Below are 18,867 nucleotides of genomic sequence, written 5' to 3' on the forward strand. Positions count from 1 at the left end.
TACATTAAGGGTTTGTGACAATAAGTCACCTGCGGTTTCACCCAGCGTAGTAGCGCAATCAGAGTTCATCCTTTGGATAAAAAGAATAACCAGGATACTTGACGACGGGCCATTTTACCTTCCGCAATTTAGAGGTCACATCTGCGCCAACATGTAAATTGCTCTGAATGAGCTCTGTCGGCGTAAGTGCCATCCATTGATTCAAGGAAACATCTGCAAAACGGTCACTTTTAAACATTTCAAGAAACCATAGCGTGCTTGAGCCTGTATTTTGGATGTAATGACCGTAAGCAAAAGGTACATATCCAACATCCCCGGCTCTGAAATCAAATGTGCGCGCCGCGCCATTTCCGCCAAAAACAGTCATTCGGCCTTGCCCGGTAAGATAGTATTGCCATTCGTCATTATTGGGATGCCAGTGCATTTCTCTCATTGCACCAGGCTCAATCTCAACAAGAGCAGCGGCGATCGTTTGGGATATCGGAAAATTGGAGGAATCGACGATTCGTACGCTTCCACCCGGCGTTTTGATGGGAGGCTGAGCGAGTAATTCATATTTAAAGGATTGAGGCAACGTACCATAGGGAGAAGAAACCGCTTGACTTTGGATTGAACCGGGAACAGCATCCTGATAGATATATACTTGTTCTTGAGGGATGGATGAAAAAGCAGCTTCAGGAACGCCAAAATTGGCAGACAGTACATCTTTTGGAGTATGTGCAAACCAATCGGAGATGGATAAAGTGTTCAAATCAGAAAAGCTGCCGTCATCAAAAACCAGCAAAAATTCGCAGCCTTCCTCAAGACCTTGTATTGAGTGTGGAATGCCGGGTGGAAAATACCAGAGATCACCAGGGCCCACATCAGCAATAAAATTTCTTCCTACTTGGTCGACGGCAGTAATACGGGCACTCCCCAACAGCATATAAGACCATTCCGCCTGCTGGTGCCAATGAAGTTCGCGCACGCCGCCCGGTGTCAAACTCATATTAACTCCGGCAAGAGTTGTGGCAATGGGTAGCTCCCTTACGGTTACTTCTCTTGACCATCCACCGTGATTCAACTGCATATGAGCATCTGAAAAAGAAAATCTCATGTTCGGAATGAGTCCATTATCTGTTACGGGCGGAACCAGCATGTCGGGATTTTGCAAATCCCTCATCACATCACGGGGACCCTTATCAATGCCTCCAGCACCATCACTTCTGATGGGCTGCGGCACACGGGCATTTTTCAGGGAATCATTATGCATCATTTGATCTTCCTCTCCAAGTTGAAGCTTCATCTATCTTAGAATTAGAGAAAATCCGCATAAAGATTTTATGAATTGTTGGGGGGTTTTATGCTTTCTGAGTCAGATCCGCAAACTGTGCATCAATGAGCCGGGCTAAGTCCTGCGGACTTAACTCCAGTTGGGTTCCAATTTTTCCGGCGCTCACAACAATAGTTTCCAACTCTACTGCGGGTTGGTCAATAAAAGTAGGATAGAGCTTTTTCATTCCTATGGGAGAGCAGCCACCCCGGATATACCCGGTATGCTTTTGCAGTTCTTTGACTGGAAGCATTTCGATTTTCTTCTCGCCCGCTGATTTAGCTGCCTTTTTGAGATCAAGCTCTTTATGTACAGGAATCACAAAAACAAACAGATGTTGTTTGCTATGTGCAACCAACGTTTTGAAAACGGCTTCCGGGGATTTCCCAATTTTCTCAGCTACGTTCATACCATCTATTTTTCCATCCTGATGCTCATAACTCAGCATGTTGTAGTTAACGTCCTGACCATCCAATATTCGCATTGCGTTCGTTTTGCTCACACTCATCTTATTTCGTCGTCCTTTCTAAAGCTCTTGCCGAGGCAATTGTTGCAATCCTTTACCTCGGCGGAATTATTTGGATCTCATTATTAGAGGCGTTCCAAGCCATCTACATAGTCCTTTGCTTCCTTTAAAGAGAGGTCTTTAGCTACTCTTAGCTCTTTTATCGCCTGAATCTTTTTGCCTTCTCTAATCAGCAGGAGCAGTCTTTCATTGACATCCTCCGAAACTACTGTGTCTAGCACAGATGGTGGTGCAGTAGCGGTTGGGCCAGATAGTGATATTCCCGACATTCCAGAACGATTCTCAAGACGCTCTACATCGGATTTCAAATCATTAAGTCGAGCTTGCAAGCTGTAGACTTTGATCAAAAGAATGACGGAGATGATCAAAGCGATCAATGCTATAAATTCCATAGTTTCCACTAGAGTTCCCCCTTTTTCATTTGATTTTATCCCGGAGATGCCACACTGGAATCTGCTCAATATAAATAGTATAGCATGATAATTTACGTTATATTATCTGGAATCGCTGAATTTACATGAGTACGGAGGGAGGAATGATGAAGACAAAACCTTCGCGATTGTTAATTGTCCCAAGGATAATTTCCCGGGAGCGGGTAGTATTGTTGACGGATACCTGATTGTAGGAAATACCAAATTTGATGGATAAGTTCCTTTTTTCCCTGTGATATGATAAGGGAAGAACAACTAAAGCAGATCAAATGGAGAATTATCCAACCCGACTCTGTTGGACGATATTTATAACGGTTGTCTAAAAGATATACCCCAAGAACATATGCCAGAGATTTTTGTGAAAAGCGATACGAATTAGGGTATTGCTCTATTAAGCAAGAGAGGATGAGATCAATGACTCAAAAAGTAATTTCATGGAACGCAGGAATCTGGACTAACCCTCCTGTGTTATCCCTGCAAGAAGGCCAGTTCCTCCAAGTTGAAGCCAGCGAAGGCAGCGATTATTGGGAAAAAACCTTATATGGATTCGAACGCAGTAGTGGACATTCTCTGCTTGCAGTATGGGAGAGGGATTCTGCTATAGAGGTCACGTTTCAGTTGGACTCATTTACTGAGCTTTATGATCAGGCCGGAATCATGCTGCATCAAGGACCAGGAAAGTGGATTAAAGCTGGCATTGAATTAAATGATGGAATTCCTCAACTGGCGGTGGTTGTCACAGACGGCTATTCCGATTGGTCATTATCTCCTGTACCTGAATGGGTAGGGGATCATGTCACGATTCGTGCTTCCCGAATTCAGGATGCAGTGGTCATTAGAGCACGAACAGATCATCATGGCTGGCGCACCGTGCGTGTGGCACGTTTTCCTTACGAATCCGGGCAACAGGCCGGTCCTTTTATATGTGCGCCGACCCGGGCAGGTTTTCAAGTAACCTTTACGCGTTGGATAAGCACTGAACCAGACAGCGATATTCATACAGACCCGCCCCTGGAAAAATAGTTATTTTGTGCTTGAGCAATTGGAAAAGGAAGCGCATTACCCGACATCTTTAAACGAATTTTTGGAAGTATGTCATGCGGCGAACAATGACCCTTAAGATGGAAGCTTTGAAAAAAGCGACTCTTTTATGGGTCATCTGTGTTTTAAGCGGCGATATCTTAAGTAGAAGTAAGGAAAATACAAAAAAATACTTGACATGAAACGCGTTACAAAACTTAGTATTGATATAGAAGTATTTTATAACACAATAGTAAAGGCGGAGAGAATATGAGTACACAGTTTCCAAAAGATTTCCTGTGGGGCGGAGCAGTTGCTGCTAACCAGCTCGAAGGCGCTTATCAAGAAGATGGAAAAGGCTGGTCTATTCAGGATGTAACCCCTCGTGGTGGTTGGGGACCAGTTACGGATGTACCAACAGAAGATAATATGAAGTTGATCGGTATTGATTTCTATCACAAATATAAAGAAGATATTAAACTTTTTGCAGAAATGGGTTTCAAAGTGTTCCGGACTTCCATCGCTTGGTCACGGATTTTTCCTAAAGGCGACGAACTGGAACCGAACGAACAAGGCTTGCAATTTTATGATGATTTGTTTGATGAACTTCACAAATATGGAATTGAACCACTCGTTACATTATCTCACTATGAAACACCTTTACATCTGTCCAGAGAATACGATGGTTGGGTGAACCGTAAGCTTGTTGGTTTTTATGAGCGTTATGCTACAACTGTATTTAACCGCTACAAAAATAAAGTAAAATACTGGTTGACTTTCAATGAAATCAATTCCATTCTGGAAGCTCCATTCATGAGCGGAGGCATTAGCACACCTAAAGATCAACTTAGTGAACAGGATCTTTATCAAGCCATTCACCATGAGCTTGTAGCAAGTGCTAGAGCGGTAAAAATCGGTCATCAAATCAACCCGGATTTCAAAATCGGCTGTATGGTGCTGAGTATGCCTACTTATCCGTTGACACCTAATCCGGACGATGTGATTGCTGCGATGGAATTTGACCACAGAAACATGGCGTTTGCTGATATTCATGCCAGAGGGCAATACCCAGGCTACATGAAACGTTTCTTTAGAGAAAACGGAATCTCTATTCACTTTGAACCAGGCGATGCAGAAGATTTGAAGCATACGGTTGACTTTATCTCGTTCAGTTATTACATGAGTACTTGTGAGACGGCTGACGAAGCTAAAAAAACGAAAGGTGAAGGCAACATCCTCGGTGGTGTCAGCAATCCGCATCTTGAGGCAAGCGAGTGGGGCTGGCAAATTGATCCTCAAGGATTGCGTTATGTGCTGAACACGTTCTATGACCGTTTCCAAAAACCATTATTTATTGTGGAAAATGGTTTGGGCGCCGTTGATGAACTTATCACCAACGAACAAGGCGAGAAAACCGTTGAAGATGACTACCGGATCAACTATCTGAATGATCATCTGGTTCAAGTTGGGGAAGCCATTGACGACGGAGTAGAAGTTATGGGCTATACGTCTTGGGGTTGCATCGACGTTGTCAGTGCATCGACCGCTCAGCTTAAAAAACGCTATGGTTACATTTATGTAGATCGTCATGATGACGGTAGCGGCACACTTGAAAGATACCGGAAAAAATCGTTCCATTGGTACAAAGATGTTATTTCGACCAATGGTGCAAACTTGCGACGGAAATAAGATGCTGCTTGCTTGATCAAGGCAGCAATTCAACAAAAAAAGGATGTTATACAGCGACCGCTTCCTGCTATTGTACAGGGAAGCGGTCGCTTAGTTTTTTTATCACGATCAAGCCTTTAGCTGATAATTTTATTACTGACGAGCGCTTGTCAGAAAGGCTATGATACGGTAATGAGCACGTATATTGAGAAAGGAATGAACCATTATGAAACTTATGTTTGTATCGGATATTCACGGCTCGCTACACTGGCTACAACTGGCATTGGAAAAGTTCAGGGAGGAAAAAGCGGACCGCCTTGTCCTGCTCGGGGATTATATGTACCATGGACCGCGTAATCGGCTACCGGAAGGGTATAATCCGGCGGAAGTGGCGGCTGTACTGAATCAGTACAAGTCCCATATTGCAGTAGCAGTTCGCGGTAATTGCGATGCAGAAGTGGATCAGATGCTGCTGGAGTTCCCGATGATGGGCGATTATGCATTATTGTACCATGAAGGTCGACGTATCTATGTCACGCACGGACATGGCTTTAGCATGGGTAACTTGCCACCACTGGAAACAGGGGATGTGTTCATTCAGGGACATACCCATATTCCGGTAGCGGATGTGGAAAAGGGAATCTTTGTGTTGAACCCCGGTTCGATAGCGCTGCCAAAGGAAAACTTTCCTCCATCCTACGGCATACTGGAGGGAGTGCAATTCACGGTTAAGGGTTTTGATGGCGACACGATAAAAACGATCACATTTTCAATGTAATTCATTTTTAACTTGAATGGAATCCGTTCAAAACTTTTCCGATCTGATTGAGACAAAGATCATATTATTGTATGATAGGAACGGAGTCTGTCCGTCGTTTTATTAGACAACGTTTTTCAGCTACAGATAAGACTCAATATTATGATGAAGAAAGAGAGCTTCAATACATGCAAATTAAGGATTCACATTATAAGATGCCGCCTGAATGGGCACCGCATGAACGTACGTATATTTCCTGGCCTGTACAGTCTTCCATGGTTTATCCGGATATGCATGCCGATGTATGCATGGGCTACGCTGGAATTGTACGCGCCATGGCTGAGTTTGAACCAGTTACCGTGGTTGTAAATCCAGATGATCTGGAGAGCGTCCGATCGCTTGAGCTCGGGGAACGGGTGGAACTGCTTCCAATAGAGCATAGCGATGCGTGGCTGCGCGACAACGGTCCTACTTTTCTAACGAATGAGCATGGACAGTTGGCAGGTGTGAACTGGAAGTTTAATGCCTGGGGCGGCAAATACGCTCCGTGGGACCTGGATGATCAGGTAGCGCCGCAAATTTTGGACAAGCTTGGAGTACCGAGGTTTAATGCGCCGTTTGTGATGGAAGGCGGCTCACTGCACGTAGACGGCGAAGGCACATTAATTACAACAGAAGAGTGTTTGCTGAATCCGAACCGCAATCCGGAATTAAGCAGGGAAGAAATCGAACGGTATGTGTGCGAATATACAGGCGTTGAGAAGATTATCTGGCTGAAACGTGGACTTAGTGGCGACGAAACGGATGGTCATGTGGACAATATTGCTTGCTTTGCTGCTCCCGGCAAGGTCATTATGCAAGTATGCGATGATCCTGAGGATGAAAATTACGAAATCACACAGGAAAACCTGCGTATTCTGGAGCAGGCAACGGATGCAAAAGGCCGCAAGCTGGAAGTGATCCAAATCGGGCAACCGCCGCGCGTGGATTATGAAGACGGCCGGTTGACGCTGAGCTATATCAACTTCTATTTTGTGAACGGCGGCATCATTTTGCCAGTGTTTGGCGGCACTGCGGCTGAAAGCGACCGCGCAGCCGAGCAGGTGCTGGCAAATGTATTTCCAGACCGCACCATTCGTACCGTGGACGGCATGGCGGTTATCCGTGAAGGCGGTAACGTACACTGCACTACCCAGCAGATGCCTGCTGTGAATCAATAAATGATATAAACATCCAAGAGGAGGACTGACGTGAGAAAAGTAAAAGTAGCGGCAACCCAAATGAGCTGCTCTACCAACATTGATGAAAACATAAGAAAAGCTGAGAAGCTGGTGCGTGAAGCGGCTGCACAAGGTGCACAGATTATTTTATTGCAAGAATTGTTCGAGACTCCATACTTCTGCCAGAAGGAAAAGGCCGATTATTTTGCATATGCAACCGAGCTGGAGCATAACAAGGCGGTTAACCATTTTAAGAAGATTGCCAAAGAATTGCAGGTTGTGCTGCCAATCAGTTTTTATGAGAAAAAAAATTACGCCCGCTACAACAGTCTTGCTGTAATTGATGCAGACGGTGAAGTGTTGGGTAAATACCGCAAGAGCCATATCCCGGACGGTCCCGGTTATGAGGAAAAGTTCTATTTTAATCCAGGTGATACCGGCTTTAAAGTATGGAATACACGATATGCCAAAATTGGAATAGGCGTTTGTTGGGATCAATGGTATCCCGAAGCTGCCCGTTGTATGGCGCTGATGGGTGCAGAAATATTGTTCTATCCAACAGCCATTGGTTCGGAACCGCAGGATTCTTCCATTGACTCCAAGGATCACTGGCAGACCTGCATGCTCGGTCATGCTGCTTCCAATCTGATGCCAGTTATTGCTTCCAACCGCATTGGAATGGAAACAGATGAGGACTCCAGTATCACGTTCTACGGCTCATCCTTTATTGCCGGGCCACAGGGTAACAAGATTGCAGAAGCTGGTCGTACCGATCAGGAAGTGCTTACTGCTGAATTTGATCTGGATGAACTGGAAGTGGGGCGGATTGAATGGGGTATTTTCCGTGACCGCCGCCCGGAGCTATACAAAACGATTGCTACCTATGACGGTGATTTAAAAGTATAACCTGTATACGACATAGACAAAGTACCCCTTGCCGGCAAGCCAAGGCGTTTCCCTCATTCGGATTCGCCTCGCTTTTCGGGAAGGGGATTTTTAGTTTGTGATCACAAGTTTTCATTAATGTCCTTTTCTATTCCGTTTCCAGCAACAGTTTCTTCCCAACTAAGGCGAATGACAGTGCCATTCCTCAAAGTTGTTTCCACCGTAATTTGACCACCCATGGCTTCGATCAGCCCTTTGGATATAGCCATGCCAAGTCCTGTTCCATTCACCGCCGCAGAGGTAGCGGTTCCCCGGTAGTAACGCTCAAACAATCGGTTTACTGTATTTTCATCCATTCCCGTGCCATTATCAGCGAACTGAATGGTGAGTCCTTTGCCACCTTCGCCCGGTATAACCGAGACGATAAGTACCGTATCCGGCGGATTATGCAGCAGAGCATTGGCTACCAAATTGTTAATGATTCTTTCCAGCCAAGGAGTATACAGCCTAATGGTTACGTCAAAAGGAGCGGCCTGAAACAAAATGGCTTCTTTTTTATAAAAAGGGTCGGCAGCCGCTTGCTTTAATGCGTCCTCTAGCCAGCTATTGAGTTCAATCTCCTCGGATTCTGGCGGACGGGCGCCGCTTTTTAACCGATAAGTCATCGCAAGATCATTAATCAGCATCTCCATATGTGCAGATTTCTCCAGCATTGTGCTGGAAAATTGACGAACCTCCGCCACCGTCCAATCATATTGAGGTTCAGCCAGCAGGTGCGCATAGCCTTTAATTGAAACGAGCGGTGTTTTCAGATCATGGGTTATCCCGGCAATCCATTCTTCTCTCAGGCTTTCGGTTTGCTGACGCAGTGTCTGATCTCTCTGCAGAGTACCTGATAGCTTATCAATCGAATGCATCACATCGACAAAAATGCGGTAACGACGCTTCCATTTTCCTGAACGCATTCGGCTGCGGTGAATGCCTCTATGATCCACAGGTTCCTGATATACAGCCCTGCCAAGCGAGTCGAGCCAGGTGAGCATATGAAGCAACGGAACTCCAAAGCGATGCGCCTGCCATAACGAGAGAAGCAGAAAGGATGCAAAAATAGCTGTGAACATGGCGAGCATGGCAATGAGTATTATTCTTTCTTCCTCAGGCGGAAGCCATTTATTGCCGATGGCATAGCCACTGCTATTAGGAAGACTAACGACCCAGGTATGTCCTGTTTCCTTATCATAAGTGGATGTCAAATGGAAACCGTATCTTTCATTGTACATGTTACGAAGAGCAAGTCCATAAAGGGTATAGGCTGTCGGTGCAGATGCGGGCCGATTGTAGGAGGCAAGCTCAGAGCCTTTTGAATCCAGCAATTGAACGTAACCACCAAGCTGTTTGAGCCGGTCGGTAACATCAGTAGGCAGCACCAGTAATCCATTAGAGGAAAGTATCCCCTGACTTCTTATTTTTTTTAATAACGGGCCTAGATGATTAGGCTCGCCATAGAGAAGAGTGAAGGGACGACCATCCTTCTCTTGTACCCACAGATACAGCCCATAAGGGAAGGGAAGATCGCCTGTCCAATAGGAGACGAATTCGCCTGGTGCATAGCTTTTCGGCACATCTTTTGGTGTGTTATAGGACTGCTCCACCTGGCCGTTCTCATCAAGACTTTGAAGCCATCCTCCATTTTTCTTGACCTGTTCTAGCAATTGGGGATCAAAATGAATGCCATCCTTGTCTATTTCGGAGGACTCTACAAGCTGATTTAATCCCACAGAAGCAAAGTCACTGGAGATGCGGATATCAATAACACGTTGTAAAGCCCAAAAGAACGTAGCCGCAACAATGAGAAGCACGAATGCGCCGGCAGTAGCCAGTTGAAGCACGAATCGTATGGTTAGCCTCCGTTTGATGTTCATGATCGCTGGGAGCTCCCTATTTCCGCTTGTACAAGCTTATAGCCTAATCCTCTAACATTTACGATAAAGCTCGGGTTTGCGGGATCAGGCTCAATTCTTTCCCGGATGCGATGAATATGAACCATGACGGTATTGTCATCACGCAGCGCTTCTTCACCCCATACCGATTCATATAGCTCGCTTTTGCTAAAGATACGATTGGGGTTTTTACATAAGAAAAGCAATAATTGGAAGACAAGCGCGGGACAGCTTACCCGCTTTTGCTCAACGCGAAGCTCGCACGCTGCTTCATCGACCTGAAAACGCCCGTAATCATAAATAACATTCATTCTACTGGTGGGTTGCTCAGATCCAAATGGTCTGATTGCACGATTCGCTGCCAAGTAACGACGTAGCTGGGAGCGTATACGTGCCACAACTTCCAAAGGATTAAACGGCTTGGTAATATAGTCATCGCCACCAACGGCAAAACCGGTCAGTTTATCAAAATCAGATTCCCGAGCCGTAAGAAATATGATGGGAGCATCCGTCGTTTGACGGAGAAACGGACAAATTTCGATTCCGCTGCGTCCAGGCAGAAGGACATCTAATAGGATCAGATCATATATTTTTTCTTCACAGGCAGCAATCGCTGCTTCACCTGTCATGACCGTGTCTACATTCGTGTAGCCTTCCTTACGGAGTACGGTCAGCAAGAGTTCAAGAATGGAGTGCTCATCATCGACAAGTAAAATTGACGCATGGTTCATGCTTGTGTTCCTTTCTTCACAGTAATCTTTCCTACCATCATATCATGCTTTCTTTAGTGTGAACTTATGATGTTGTCTTAACGAAAGCTTAATTGTTGACTGTAGCCATGGATAAGAGTTAAGACACAGTTAAAGTAGGGTTACACGGGACCTAAGAGTGGTTTGTTAGAATGAGTAGACAAAAGCCATATTATGAACAAACATACTTGCGGGGGTGTGGAATGAAGAGACCAAATAGAAAGCACAGAATGGAAATCATCCACTATAGCAAAATGATATGGGTCATGGGTGCGCTTGCTGCTCTGATCACGGCATGTGGAGGAGCAAATCCGGAAGTGGCAGCAGACATTCCGAAAGAAAAAACTGAAAAAACAAGCACAAATACTCAAACGTTGAAGCCTGAGGAGATCCCGGTAGAGCTTCTTGATGGCAAATATGCTGAGGTGTATGACCACTTTAGTGATGAGTTTAAAAAACAGGTCAGCGAAGCTGATTTTGTAAGCAAGGCTGCTGATTCTCTTAAAGGGGTCAAGTCGTTTAAGCAGGCGTCGGTCATCCAATTCAATGGCAGCGATCAGCGTACATGGATAAGCGATTCCGGGAAAATGGGACTGACCACTGTTTTTGATGAAAAGGGAGAGATATCAGGTCTTCAGGCCAAGGAACTTTCTCCTTCCCCAAAAACAGATCATATCCTGAGCAAAATCAAATATGATTGGCCTTTAAAAGGGGACTGGTTTATTGTATGGGGAGGAACAAATGCACTGGTTAATTATCATTATGAATATGAAAGTCAGCGATACGCCTATGACATTATACAGAACAAGGATGGCCATTCGTATAAAGGCGATCGGCTGAAAAATGAAAGCTATTATGCCTTCGGCCAGCCTGTTCTTGCTCCGGCAAGTGGTACTGTGGTATCAGTCGTAAATCATATTCCAGATAACGAGCCTGTCGGCGTTATGAACGAGAAGGTACCTGCGGGGAATGAGGTTGTCATTGATCATGGCGGGGAATATAGCGTACTGGCTCACATGAAGAACGGCTCCATTAAAGTAAAGGTTGGAGATAAGGTGAAGAGCGGCGATGAAGTTGGTTTGCTTGGTAATTCAGGTAATTCTAGCGAAGCGCATCTTCATTTTCAGGTGTCAGATGGTGCGGATCTATTCAAGTCTCGTTCGATCAACATTCATTGGAAGGATGACATTGCTCCTGTACAGGGCGAGACGATAAAGGCCGAGTAACCCGCTTGGCAAATAAATGAAACGTTAGGGAAGGAATTAAATGATGAAAAAAACGCTTTTCTTTATACTTAAATCACTAGGAATAATGCTTACAGCAATTGGGGTTTTTCTGGTTATTGTTTTTACAGTTAATATTATCTGCAACCAATTGGAGAAAGGAAAAATAGAACCCTATGGTCAGCTTGTACCAGTAGATGGAAAAAATATGAATGTTTTAATCCAAGGAAAGGGTAAAGAAACGATCGTGCTGCTACCAGGTTATGGAACAGGAGCACCAGGTATAGATTTTAAGCCACTTGTGGAGCAGCTAACTCCATTTTACAAAGTAGTCGTGATTGAGCCTTTTGGTTATGGATTAAGTGATGTAACCGAAAAAGAACGAACCGTTGAAAATATTGTAGCTGAAATTCATGAGTGCTTACAAAAACTAAATATTGACCGGTACACTCTGATGGGTCACTCCATTGCCGGCATTTACGGACTAGAATATGTGAACAAATACGAAAAAGAAGTCCATGCATTTGTTGGGATTGATAGCAGTTTTCCAACGCAAGGTGGCATGGATGATGAGTTTCCAACAGAAGCCTATAAACTGATTAAGAATTCAGGTTTTAACAGATTACTAATGAAACTAAATCCTGACCAACTTGTTGCACCTAAAGTAGATGATGAAACGAGAGAACAAATTAGAATGATTTCTCTCAAGAACTCGATGAATCCAAATATTATAAGCGAAGGAGAAAATTTAAAAAATAATTTTAAATCCGCTGAAAACTTTAAATTCCCTAAAAATCTTCCTGTTATATTCTTTTTACAAAAAAATAATACGGATGTTGAAGGCTGGACACCAAAACATGAAGAACAGATAAAAGATTCTGTACATGGAAAAGTAGTGGAGCTTGAAGGAGGGCATTATTTACACCATACCCAATCCAAAGAAATCGTTAAAGACTTTAGAAGCTTTATGGAAGAAGTGAAACTGAAAAAGACCCCTCCACTATGAAAAAATATTAAGAGTCGAACGATTCACAGAATATTGTGAATTGCTCGACTCTTTTTATATGAAGAGCAGAAATATCATATTTTCAGGGTCTGTCAATAATTTTGTGTAAACTCATTTGGAATACGTTACCAGTGGGGGGGATACCCCTTATCGCAAGTGCTGACTTACGCGGTCTGGAAAGAAAATAGACAATTGAAGTAGCATTTGTCCCCGGTGTTGAACCCGACCTGTCCATTTGCGAACGACGTCCATTGTAGCCAGGTAAAGCATCTTGAGCAAAGCTTCATCGGTCGGGAAAATGCTCTTGCCCTTCGTGACTTTACGAAGCTGGCGGAGCCGATGTTGATGTTCGTCTAACAGATTTATCTCAATTGCAATAAATTGTTAATATTATGCATTCATGCAGTATTTGTTATAATGGATACAGTGATTTAGGAAAGGAATGTAATCATGAAGAAGGTCATCGTAATTGGATCAGGGATTCTTGGGGCATCAACAGCATATCAGTTAGCCAAAATAGGTGCTAATGTCATTATTGTAGACCGCAAAGATAAAGGACAGGCTACTGATGCCGCTGCTGGCATTATCTGTCCCTGGCTATCACAACGACGCAATCAGGCTTGGTACCGGCTGGCAAAAGCTGGTGCACGTTTTTACCCCGGACTGATTGAAGAACTCAAAAGCGAGGGAGAAACAGAAACAGGCTATGCTCAAGTGGGTGCTCTTAGTATCCATGATGATCTGGAGAAAATCAGAAAGATGGAAGAGCGGGCACGCATACGACAAGTGGATGCACCGGAAATTGGTCAAATTACCCGGCTAAATGAAAAAGAAACCCATGAACGGTTTCCTTTGTTAGTAGAAGGTTATCATTCTGTTCATATTAGTGGTGCCGCCCGTATAGATGGTCGTGCGCTGCGCGATGCGTTGCTCCGATCAGCACAAAGAAACGGGGCCATCCTTGTACATGGGGATGCTGCGCTTCAATATGAATCCGACCATGTAACAGGAGTAGCAGTCGGTGCAAATAGCTTCTCGTCTGACGAAGTCATTGTTTGTGCAGGTGCATGGGCAAATCAACTGCTACAGCCTTTGGGCATTCACTTTAAGGTTAGTTTTCAAAAAGCACAAATCATGCATTTACAGGTTCCTAATAGGCAAGACACGGGCACTTGGCCTGTAATCATGCCGCCTTCTGACCAATACCTGCTGACTTTTGATAAACAGAAGATCGTAATAGGGGCGACTCACGAAAATGAAATCGAAGGTTACGATACGAGAGTAACAGCAGGTGGGATGCAGGAAATTCTGAATAAAGGTCTAGAATTGGCACCTGGTTTAGCAAACAGCAATTTTCAGGAGGTAAGAGTTGGTTTCCGTCCTTTTACACCCGGTTTTCTTCCGGTGATAGGCGCTGTTCCTGGGTGGGATGGCCTTATAGCGGCAAACGGACTTGGAGCATCCGGGTTGACTATGGGTCCATATATTGGAAGTCAGCTGGCAAAGCTGGCACTTGGAATGGCTTTGGATATCGATATACATGATTATGATATTCGAAAAGCAATAGATGAAAGTTGATCCTTACCTGCAGATGCCTAAGGGACACGCCGATTTCGGCATCGACCAGCCCGAGCATTACGGTATCTATCAGTCAATCGTACTTGGTAAAGAAAAAGTGATTAAAGACGAAGAAACGATAACTACTATGGAAATACTTGAAAAAGGTATAGAGGAGTGTAGCTAAAATGAAGTTGGGAATTGTCGGAGCAGGGATGATCGTAGGGGATCTATTGAGCTTTATTCAGGAAATCCCCACCATTTTATTAAAGGGCATTTGTTCTAGACCTAGCCACCAGGAGAAATTACTGGATTTGCAAAATAAATATGGAATATCTCAGATTTATTCGGATTACAGCGAGATGCTGATGAATAGTGATGTGGATACAGTTTATATCGGGTTGCCTAATCATCTTCATTATTCATATGCCAAAGAAGCATTATTGAGTGGTAAACATGTCATTTGTGAGAAGCCGTTTACTTCCAATTTGCAAGAACTTCTAGAGCTAAAAGAAATTGCTCAGCAAAGAAAACTGGTATTGGTGGAAGCCATAACGAATCAATATTTGAAAAATTATTTGTCAATGAAGGAGTATCTACCTAAGCTGGGTGAGATCAAAATAGTTGAATGCAACTATTCCCAATACTCATCTCGGTATGAGGCTTTCAAAGCGGGAGTAATCCAGCCTGCGTTTAGTCCGGAAATGTCTGGTGGAGCCTTGATGGATATTAATTTATATAATATTCATTTGGTTGTTGGTTTCTTCGGGAGCCCTAAGAAGGTGGAGTATTGGGCGAACATGGAGCGTGGAATTGATACTTCAGGTATGCTGCTGCTGGATTACGGTGATTTCAAGTGTGTCTGCATAGGTTCAAAAGATAGTACAGCCCCCAATGCAGTGAACATTCAAGGCAATAAGGGCTATATACACATGGCAAGTTCAGCTAATATATGCGACAGCTTTGATTACACTCTGAATAAGGAAACGCCAATTCGGGTGGACCTGAAAGATCATCCGCATCGTATGTATGACGAATTCATTGAATTTGACCGTATCATCGGAGAAAAAGATTTGGAAAAAGTCTCGGTTATGCTTGAACATAGCGAGAAGGTCATGAATGTCATTGAGAAAGCCAAGCAGTCCGCCAATCTTGTATTTGGTCCCGATAAATCATTTTGAGAGCAGCAGACATATAGTCTGCTACTCTTTTCGCTCCAGATTCACAATTTATGGTCCAACAGCATGCTGATTTGCTTGGCCATCTCGACAGGAGGAAGAGGTTTATCGTTCAAAAACCACCACTCCATACGAACTTGTCGGAGGACAACGACAGATAGATTTATGAAGTCGCCGTATTGGCGGCTTTTTTGGTTAACGATACAAGTTCTTGTTCAGTGCTACCGCCACTTCCAGGGATTCTAGCGTGCAGGGTTAATTAATATATTTCTTTGGACATCGCACCGAAATAGTCTACAATAACTCTGCGAAACTCTAGAGCCGCTTTCGAAATATACCGGCTTTTGTGTGACAATAAAGCAATCTCACGCACCAGTGCATGATCCTCTACTTGGAGATATTTAATGCGCTCTTGTGGATTTCTTGCTGTGCTTGGTATAAATGCGAGACCGATCTCCGCCTCCACAAGTGCGGTTAACCTTGCAGGCTCATTTCCTTCGTATACATACTTGGGTACAAAACCGGTTGATTGGCATTCAGAGTCCGCCAGATCACGAACACCGTATCCTTTCTTCACACCCACAAACCACTCGTCCTTAAGCTCTGCTAACGTTATGCTGCTTCGCTCCGCATACCGATGACTAGAGGGAACGGCTACAACGATGGGGTCAGCGAACAGCATTTGACATTCTATATCATCACCTTGGATGGGAGGGGAGGACAGACAAAAATCGACCTCTCCTCGATGAAGAAGCGAGGCCATTTCCCGCAAGGTTACCATTTGTACATGAAATTGAACATGTGGCCGGTTTTTCCTAAATTCCCTCAGGATGCTTGGCAATGTGCTTGCCGTGGTCACCGCCAATTGGAGAGTGCCCTGTTCGGGGCTGGAGAGGTCACTGATTTCCCGCTTTCCCTGTTCCAATTCGAATAAGGCTTTTTCGGTTCGGCGAAGAAAGGTTCTTCCGAATTCGTTTAGTCGTAGCTTTCTCCCAATTCGGTCAAATAAAGGAGCTCCCAGATCTTCCTCTAACCGTTGAATCGTTTTGCTCAGTGAGGATTGCGTGACATGCAGCCTTCCCGCAGCTTCCGTAACATGCTCGCATCGGGCCACTGTCAGAAAATATTGTAGTTGAAGAAGCTCCATTTCTCACCATCTCCTTATTCCTTTAGATCCATTAAATCATAGCACAAAATGCGTTGGAATAAATATCGAACTTCAAGTAAGATGACAGCAGAGCAAGGAGGTGAGATCAAAATGAAAATGGATGCTCGAAACAAATGGTTAATGATATCCATTGGATTGGGAATCATGCTGAATCCATTAAATTCCTCCATGATTTCTTTGGCAATTGCAAGACTGCAACATGTGTATCAACTCGATTTTACAGTCGTTTCATGGATTATTTTTTCGTTCTACATTGCGAGTGCCGTAGCTCAACCCGTAATGGGCAAGGCTAGCGATTTGTTCGGTCGCAGGAGGATATTCCTTACCGGTCTTGTTGTATCCTTCGTCTCATCCATATTAGCTCCGTTATCACCCAGCTTTTCGTGGCTCATCGTATTCCGCGTCGTTCAAGCCATCGGCACAAGCATGATGGTTGCCGTTGGAATGGCGATCGTAAGAATTTATGTTACCGAGAAACAAGCAACTGCATTGTCGGTCCTGGCGATATTCCTGTCCGGAGCAGCAGCAATTGGACCCTTTATCGGTGGCTTATTAATTCATTGGTGGGACTGGCCTAGCATCTTCGTTGTTAATATTCCGTTTATTGCGGCAAGCTTTGTGTTAGCCTGGAGAACAATCCCCAAGGACGAGCCGAGGGTATCCACTTTTAGCAACATGTCCATTCGGAAATGGTTAGGGTTGATTGATGCCCCAGGCATCCTGTTGTTTGCGATAGCTTTGGTGGCTCTACTGATTGGTTTACTTTCGGTCAAATCAACCGGACATATCTCAACATGGCATCTTACAACAGGGGGGATCGGTTTTATTGCACTAGTGACTTTTATACGACACGAATTAAAAACGTCAACACCCTTTATTCCTTTGCGGGCCTTCGCTAAATATCCCGCAATGACTTGGGTTAATGTGCAGTTCATACTGGTTAACATTCTTTTTTACGCTCTGTTTTTTGGCATTCCGTCTTATTTGCAACAGATACGCCATGTCAACGAATTTAATACAGGAATTCTCATGCTAACCCTGGGCTTGTGCTCGCTCATCGTATCTCCAGTCGCGGGACATTGGATAGACAAGTCGGGACCAAGACCAGCTTTGATTGTATCTGCAGTGTTGATGACATTCGGGTCGATATGGATCGTGACATTGGATGAAGCTTCCCCGGTTGTCAGTGTAATCCTTGCTTTAGCTGCATTTGGCATTAGTAACGGGCTGAATGGTGTCGGCATGCAAGCAGCCTTGTTCAAAAGCACGCCAAAAGGAATGATCGGCGTCGCATCAGGTATTTTTAATACATCGAGATACCTGGGTACCATTTTATCGTCATTGCTGATTGGAATCGTCATGGGTGATACATTCAGTGCTACAGGTTTCCAACTGCTCGGAATCATCCTTACGATACTAGCCATATCCTTGATCATCATGAGCTTACAGCGCCAGGAATCAGCGTAAAAACAAGCGTTATAGTTTCGATAAAACAACAAGTTCAAGTTGTTGTTTCCAGCAGGAAGGAAAGCGTAGAGAGGAGGAATACCTAAAAACAATAAATAAAGCCGATGTAGAGCTTGCTGCATACTGTCGTGGCCCTTACTGCTCTCTTACATCTCAAGCTGTTGATTATATTCAAAAACAGGGATTCACAGCTTATCGAGTAGAAGAAGGAGCCCAAGAGTGGAATGCTTGCGATGGAGAATAGGGAGCGTAACTTCATTAATAGATGTTTACTCACCCCACGTTTCTAATTCAGGAGTGAAATAATTAATTCGACGACGAATGAAGGAAACTCACTCCTGAAGATGGGGAACTAACGGAGGAAAGCCATGTGCGGGAAATCCGCATGCACGGTTTGACGGGGAGTCCGGGGAAGTAATCCCCCGTCTTACCCTGCATTTTAAAAAAGCGTGAAAAAATCGAATCCGTTTTGTCTTCCAAAGTCGCAGTGAAGGCCAATAAGGCTTGACGAAGGTGACGATAAAAAAGTATAATCCGATCATTCAATTGGTTAATATAAAATTATTAATAAGACTGGTTTGGTACCAAGGTAAAGGAAGAATAAAAAGCGGCGAAAATCTTCAGTATGGATGTGCCTGTTTGTTACTGCTTTGATTGGACAAGAGAGCGACTTCTTCATGAGGGTGGCCTTGACCAACAACCCACTGAACAAATCAAGGCTCATGCCAGGCAGGTCGCTGTGAATGTGAGGTGAACAGCC

Annotated in this window: 16 protein-coding genes and 2 pseudogenes; 11 read left to right on the plus strand and 7 right to left on the minus strand. The window is 44.3% G+C overall.

The features are described 5' to 3' along the window. Window positions 1–58: 58 nt before the first annotated feature. From AC0WRU_RS11375 to AC0WRU_RS11385, 3 genes are all read right to left on the minus strand, one after another. The gene (locus AC0WRU_RS11375; protein WP_476128621.1) at window positions 59–1,252 is read right to left on the minus strand and encodes an oxalate decarboxylase family bicupin; all 1,194 of its coding nucleotides are present in this window, start codon (window positions 1,250–1,252) and stop codon (window positions 59–61) included. Window positions 1,253–1,340: 88 nt separating this feature from the next. After that, window positions 1,341–1,820 (minus strand): Cys-tRNA(Pro) deacylase, encoded by a 480-nt coding sequence (gene ybaK / locus AC0WRU_RS11380; protein WP_476128359.1) that lies wholly within the window; start codon window positions 1,818–1,820, stop codon window positions 1,341–1,343. 83 nt (window positions 1,821–1,903) lie between these two features. Then, window positions 1,904–2,239 carry a ribosomal protein L7/L12 gene (locus tag AC0WRU_RS11385; protein ID WP_025686418.1) on the minus strand — a complete coding sequence of 112 codons (336 nt, stop codon included), beginning with the start codon at window positions 2,237–2,239 and terminating at the stop codon, window positions 1,904–1,906. Window positions 2,240–2,683: 444 nt separating this feature from the next. Between AC0WRU_RS11385 and AC0WRU_RS11390 the strand changes: the two genes are divergently transcribed. The 5 genes from AC0WRU_RS11390 to aguB all read left to right on the plus strand — a co-directional run bounded on the left by AC0WRU_RS11390 (window position 2,684) and on the right by aguB (window position 7,840). Then, complete coding sequence (locus AC0WRU_RS11390; protein ID WP_476128360.1) at window positions 2,684–3,292, plus strand: DUF1349 domain-containing protein; 609 nt, start codon at window positions 2,684–2,686, stop codon at window positions 3,290–3,292. A gap of 267 nt (window positions 3,293–3,559) precedes the next feature. Beyond that, the gene (locus AC0WRU_RS11395) at window positions 3,560–4,978 is read left to right on the plus strand and encodes a glycoside hydrolase family 1 protein (protein WP_476128361.1); all 1,419 of its coding nucleotides are present in this window, start codon (window positions 3,560–3,562) and stop codon (window positions 4,976–4,978) included. Window positions 4,979–5,183: 205 nt separating this feature from the next. Beyond that, window positions 5,184–5,735 (plus strand): phosphodiesterase, encoded by a 552-nt coding sequence (yfcE, locus tag AC0WRU_RS11400; RefSeq protein WP_476128362.1) that lies wholly within the window; start codon window positions 5,184–5,186, stop codon window positions 5,733–5,735. Window positions 5,736–5,902: 167 nt separating this feature from the next. Further along, window positions 5,903–6,934 (plus strand): agmatine deiminase family protein, encoded by a 1,032-nt coding sequence (locus AC0WRU_RS11405; protein ID WP_476128363.1) that lies wholly within the window; start codon window positions 5,903–5,905, stop codon window positions 6,932–6,934. Window positions 6,935–6,964: 30 nt separating this feature from the next. Beyond that, complete coding sequence (gene aguB, locus AC0WRU_RS11410) at window positions 6,965–7,840, plus strand: N-carbamoylputrescine amidase (RefSeq protein WP_476128364.1); 876 nt, start codon at window positions 6,965–6,967, stop codon at window positions 7,838–7,840. 101 nt (window positions 7,841–7,941) lie between these two features. Here aguB and AC0WRU_RS11415 read toward each other — a convergent pair whose 3' ends face one another. Both AC0WRU_RS11415 and AC0WRU_RS11420 read right to left on the minus strand, forming a co-directional pair. Next, on the minus strand, window positions 7,942–9,741 hold the full coding sequence (locus AC0WRU_RS11415) for a sensor histidine kinase (RefSeq protein WP_476128365.1): 1,800 nt from the start codon (window positions 9,739–9,741) through the stop codon (window positions 7,942–7,944). After that, on the minus strand, window positions 9,738–10,490 hold the full coding sequence (locus AC0WRU_RS11420) for a response regulator transcription factor (RefSeq protein ID WP_476128366.1): 753 nt from the start codon (window positions 10,488–10,490) through the stop codon (window positions 9,738–9,740). The genes AC0WRU_RS11415 and AC0WRU_RS11420 overlap by 4 nt, the downstream gene beginning before the upstream one ends. 221 nt (window positions 10,491–10,711) lie before the next feature. On the opposite strand from AC0WRU_RS11420, the gene AC0WRU_RS11425 reads away from it, so the two are divergent. Both AC0WRU_RS11425 and AC0WRU_RS11430 read left to right on the plus strand, forming a co-directional pair. After that, window positions 10,712–11,734, plus strand: coding sequence for a peptidoglycan DD-metalloendopeptidase family protein (locus tag AC0WRU_RS11425; protein WP_476128367.1), 1,023 nt, complete (start codon window positions 10,712–10,714; stop codon window positions 11,732–11,734). A gap of 40 nt (window positions 11,735–11,774) precedes the next feature. Further along, window positions 11,775–12,737: an alpha/beta hydrolase gene (locus tag AC0WRU_RS11430; RefSeq protein ID WP_476128368.1), complete on the plus strand. Its 963-nt coding sequence runs from the start codon at window positions 11,775–11,777 to the stop codon at window positions 12,735–12,737. Window positions 12,738–12,884: 147 nt separating this feature from the next. Here AC0WRU_RS11430 and AC0WRU_RS11435 read toward each other — a convergent pair. After that, window positions 12,885–13,070 (minus strand): annotated as a pseudogene (locus AC0WRU_RS11435) (IS256 family transposase); the annotation flags it as partial. 117 nt (window positions 13,071–13,187) lie between these two features. Here AC0WRU_RS11435 and AC0WRU_RS11440 point away from each other — a divergent pair. The 3 genes and pseudogenes from AC0WRU_RS11440 (at window position 13,188) to AC0WRU_RS11450 (ending at window position 15,475) form a co-directional block, all read left to right on the plus strand. Beyond that, entirely contained in the window at window positions 13,188–14,315 is a 1,128-nt protein-coding gene (locus AC0WRU_RS11440) for an NAD(P)/FAD-dependent oxidoreductase (protein WP_476128369.1), read from the plus strand. A gap of 31 nt (window positions 14,316–14,346) precedes the next feature. Beyond that, window positions 14,347–14,481 (plus strand): annotated as a pseudogene (locus tag AC0WRU_RS11445) (NAD(P)-dependent oxidoreductase); the annotation flags it as partial. A gap of 1 nt (window position 14,482) precedes the next feature. Further along, complete coding sequence (locus AC0WRU_RS11450; RefSeq protein ID WP_476128370.1) at window positions 14,483–15,475, plus strand: Gfo/Idh/MocA family protein; 993 nt, start codon at window positions 14,483–14,485, stop codon at window positions 15,473–15,475. A gap of 256 nt (window positions 15,476–15,731) precedes the next feature. Here the strand turns inward: AC0WRU_RS11450 and AC0WRU_RS11455 are convergent, their stop codons facing one another. After that, window positions 15,732–16,619, minus strand: coding sequence for a LysR family transcriptional regulator (locus AC0WRU_RS11455; RefSeq protein WP_476128371.1), 888 nt, complete (start codon window positions 16,617–16,619; stop codon window positions 15,732–15,734). Between the two features lie 117 nt (window positions 16,620–16,736). On the opposite strand from AC0WRU_RS11455, the gene AC0WRU_RS11460 reads away from it, so the two are divergent. Next, window positions 16,737–18,107 carry an MFS transporter gene (locus AC0WRU_RS11460; RefSeq protein ID WP_476128622.1) on the plus strand — a complete coding sequence of 457 codons (1,371 nt, stop codon included), beginning with the start codon at window positions 16,737–16,739 and terminating at the stop codon, window positions 18,105–18,107. Window positions 18,108–18,867: the final 760 nt, after the last annotated feature.

The organism is Paenibacillus sp. 1-8, assembly GCF_056316205.1.

Coding starts and splice junctions, on each gene's coding strand:
- AC0WRU_RS11375 (WP_476128621.1), bottom strand. CDS start 1,252: ATGCATAATGATTCCCTGAAAAATGCCCGTGTGCCGCAGCCCATCAGA.
- ybaK (WP_476128359.1), bottom strand. CDS start 1,820: ATGAGTGTGAGCAAAACGAACGCAATGCGAATATTGGATGGTCAGGAC.
- AC0WRU_RS11390 (WP_476128360.1), top strand. CDS start 2,684: ATGACTCAAAAAGTAATTTCATGGAACGCAGGAATCTGGACTAACCCT.
- AC0WRU_RS11395 (WP_476128361.1), top strand. CDS start 3,560: ATGAGTACACAGTTTCCAAAAGATTTCCTGTGGGGCGGAGCAGTTGCT.
- yfcE (WP_476128362.1), top strand. CDS start 5,184: ATGAAACTTATGTTTGTATCGGATATTCACGGCTCGCTACACTGGCTA.
- AC0WRU_RS11405 (WP_476128363.1), top strand. CDS start 5,903: ATGCAAATTAAGGATTCACATTATAAGATGCCGCCTGAATGGGCACCG.
- AC0WRU_RS11415 (WP_476128365.1), bottom strand. CDS start 9,741: ATGAACATCAAACGGAGGCTAACCATACGATTCGTGCTTCAACTGGCT.
- AC0WRU_RS11420 (WP_476128366.1), bottom strand. CDS start 10,490: ATGAACCATGCGTCAATTTTACTTGTCGATGATGAGCACTCCATTCTT.
- AC0WRU_RS11425 (WP_476128367.1), top strand. CDS start 10,712: ATGAAGAGACCAAATAGAAAGCACAGAATGGAAATCATCCACTATAGC.
- AC0WRU_RS11430 (WP_476128368.1), top strand. CDS start 11,775: ATGATGAAAAAAACGCTTTTCTTTATACTTAAATCACTAGGAATAATG.
- AC0WRU_RS11440 (WP_476128369.1), top strand. CDS start 13,188: ATGAAGAAGGTCATCGTAATTGGATCAGGGATTCTTGGGGCATCAACA.
- AC0WRU_RS11450 (WP_476128370.1), top strand. CDS start 14,483: ATGAAGTTGGGAATTGTCGGAGCAGGGATGATCGTAGGGGATCTATTG.
- AC0WRU_RS11455 (WP_476128371.1), bottom strand. CDS start 16,619: ATGGAGCTTCTTCAACTACAATATTTTCTGACAGTGGCCCGATGCGAG.
- AC0WRU_RS11460 (WP_476128622.1), top strand. CDS start 16,737: ATGGATGCTCGAAACAAATGGTTAATGATATCCATTGGATTGGGAATC.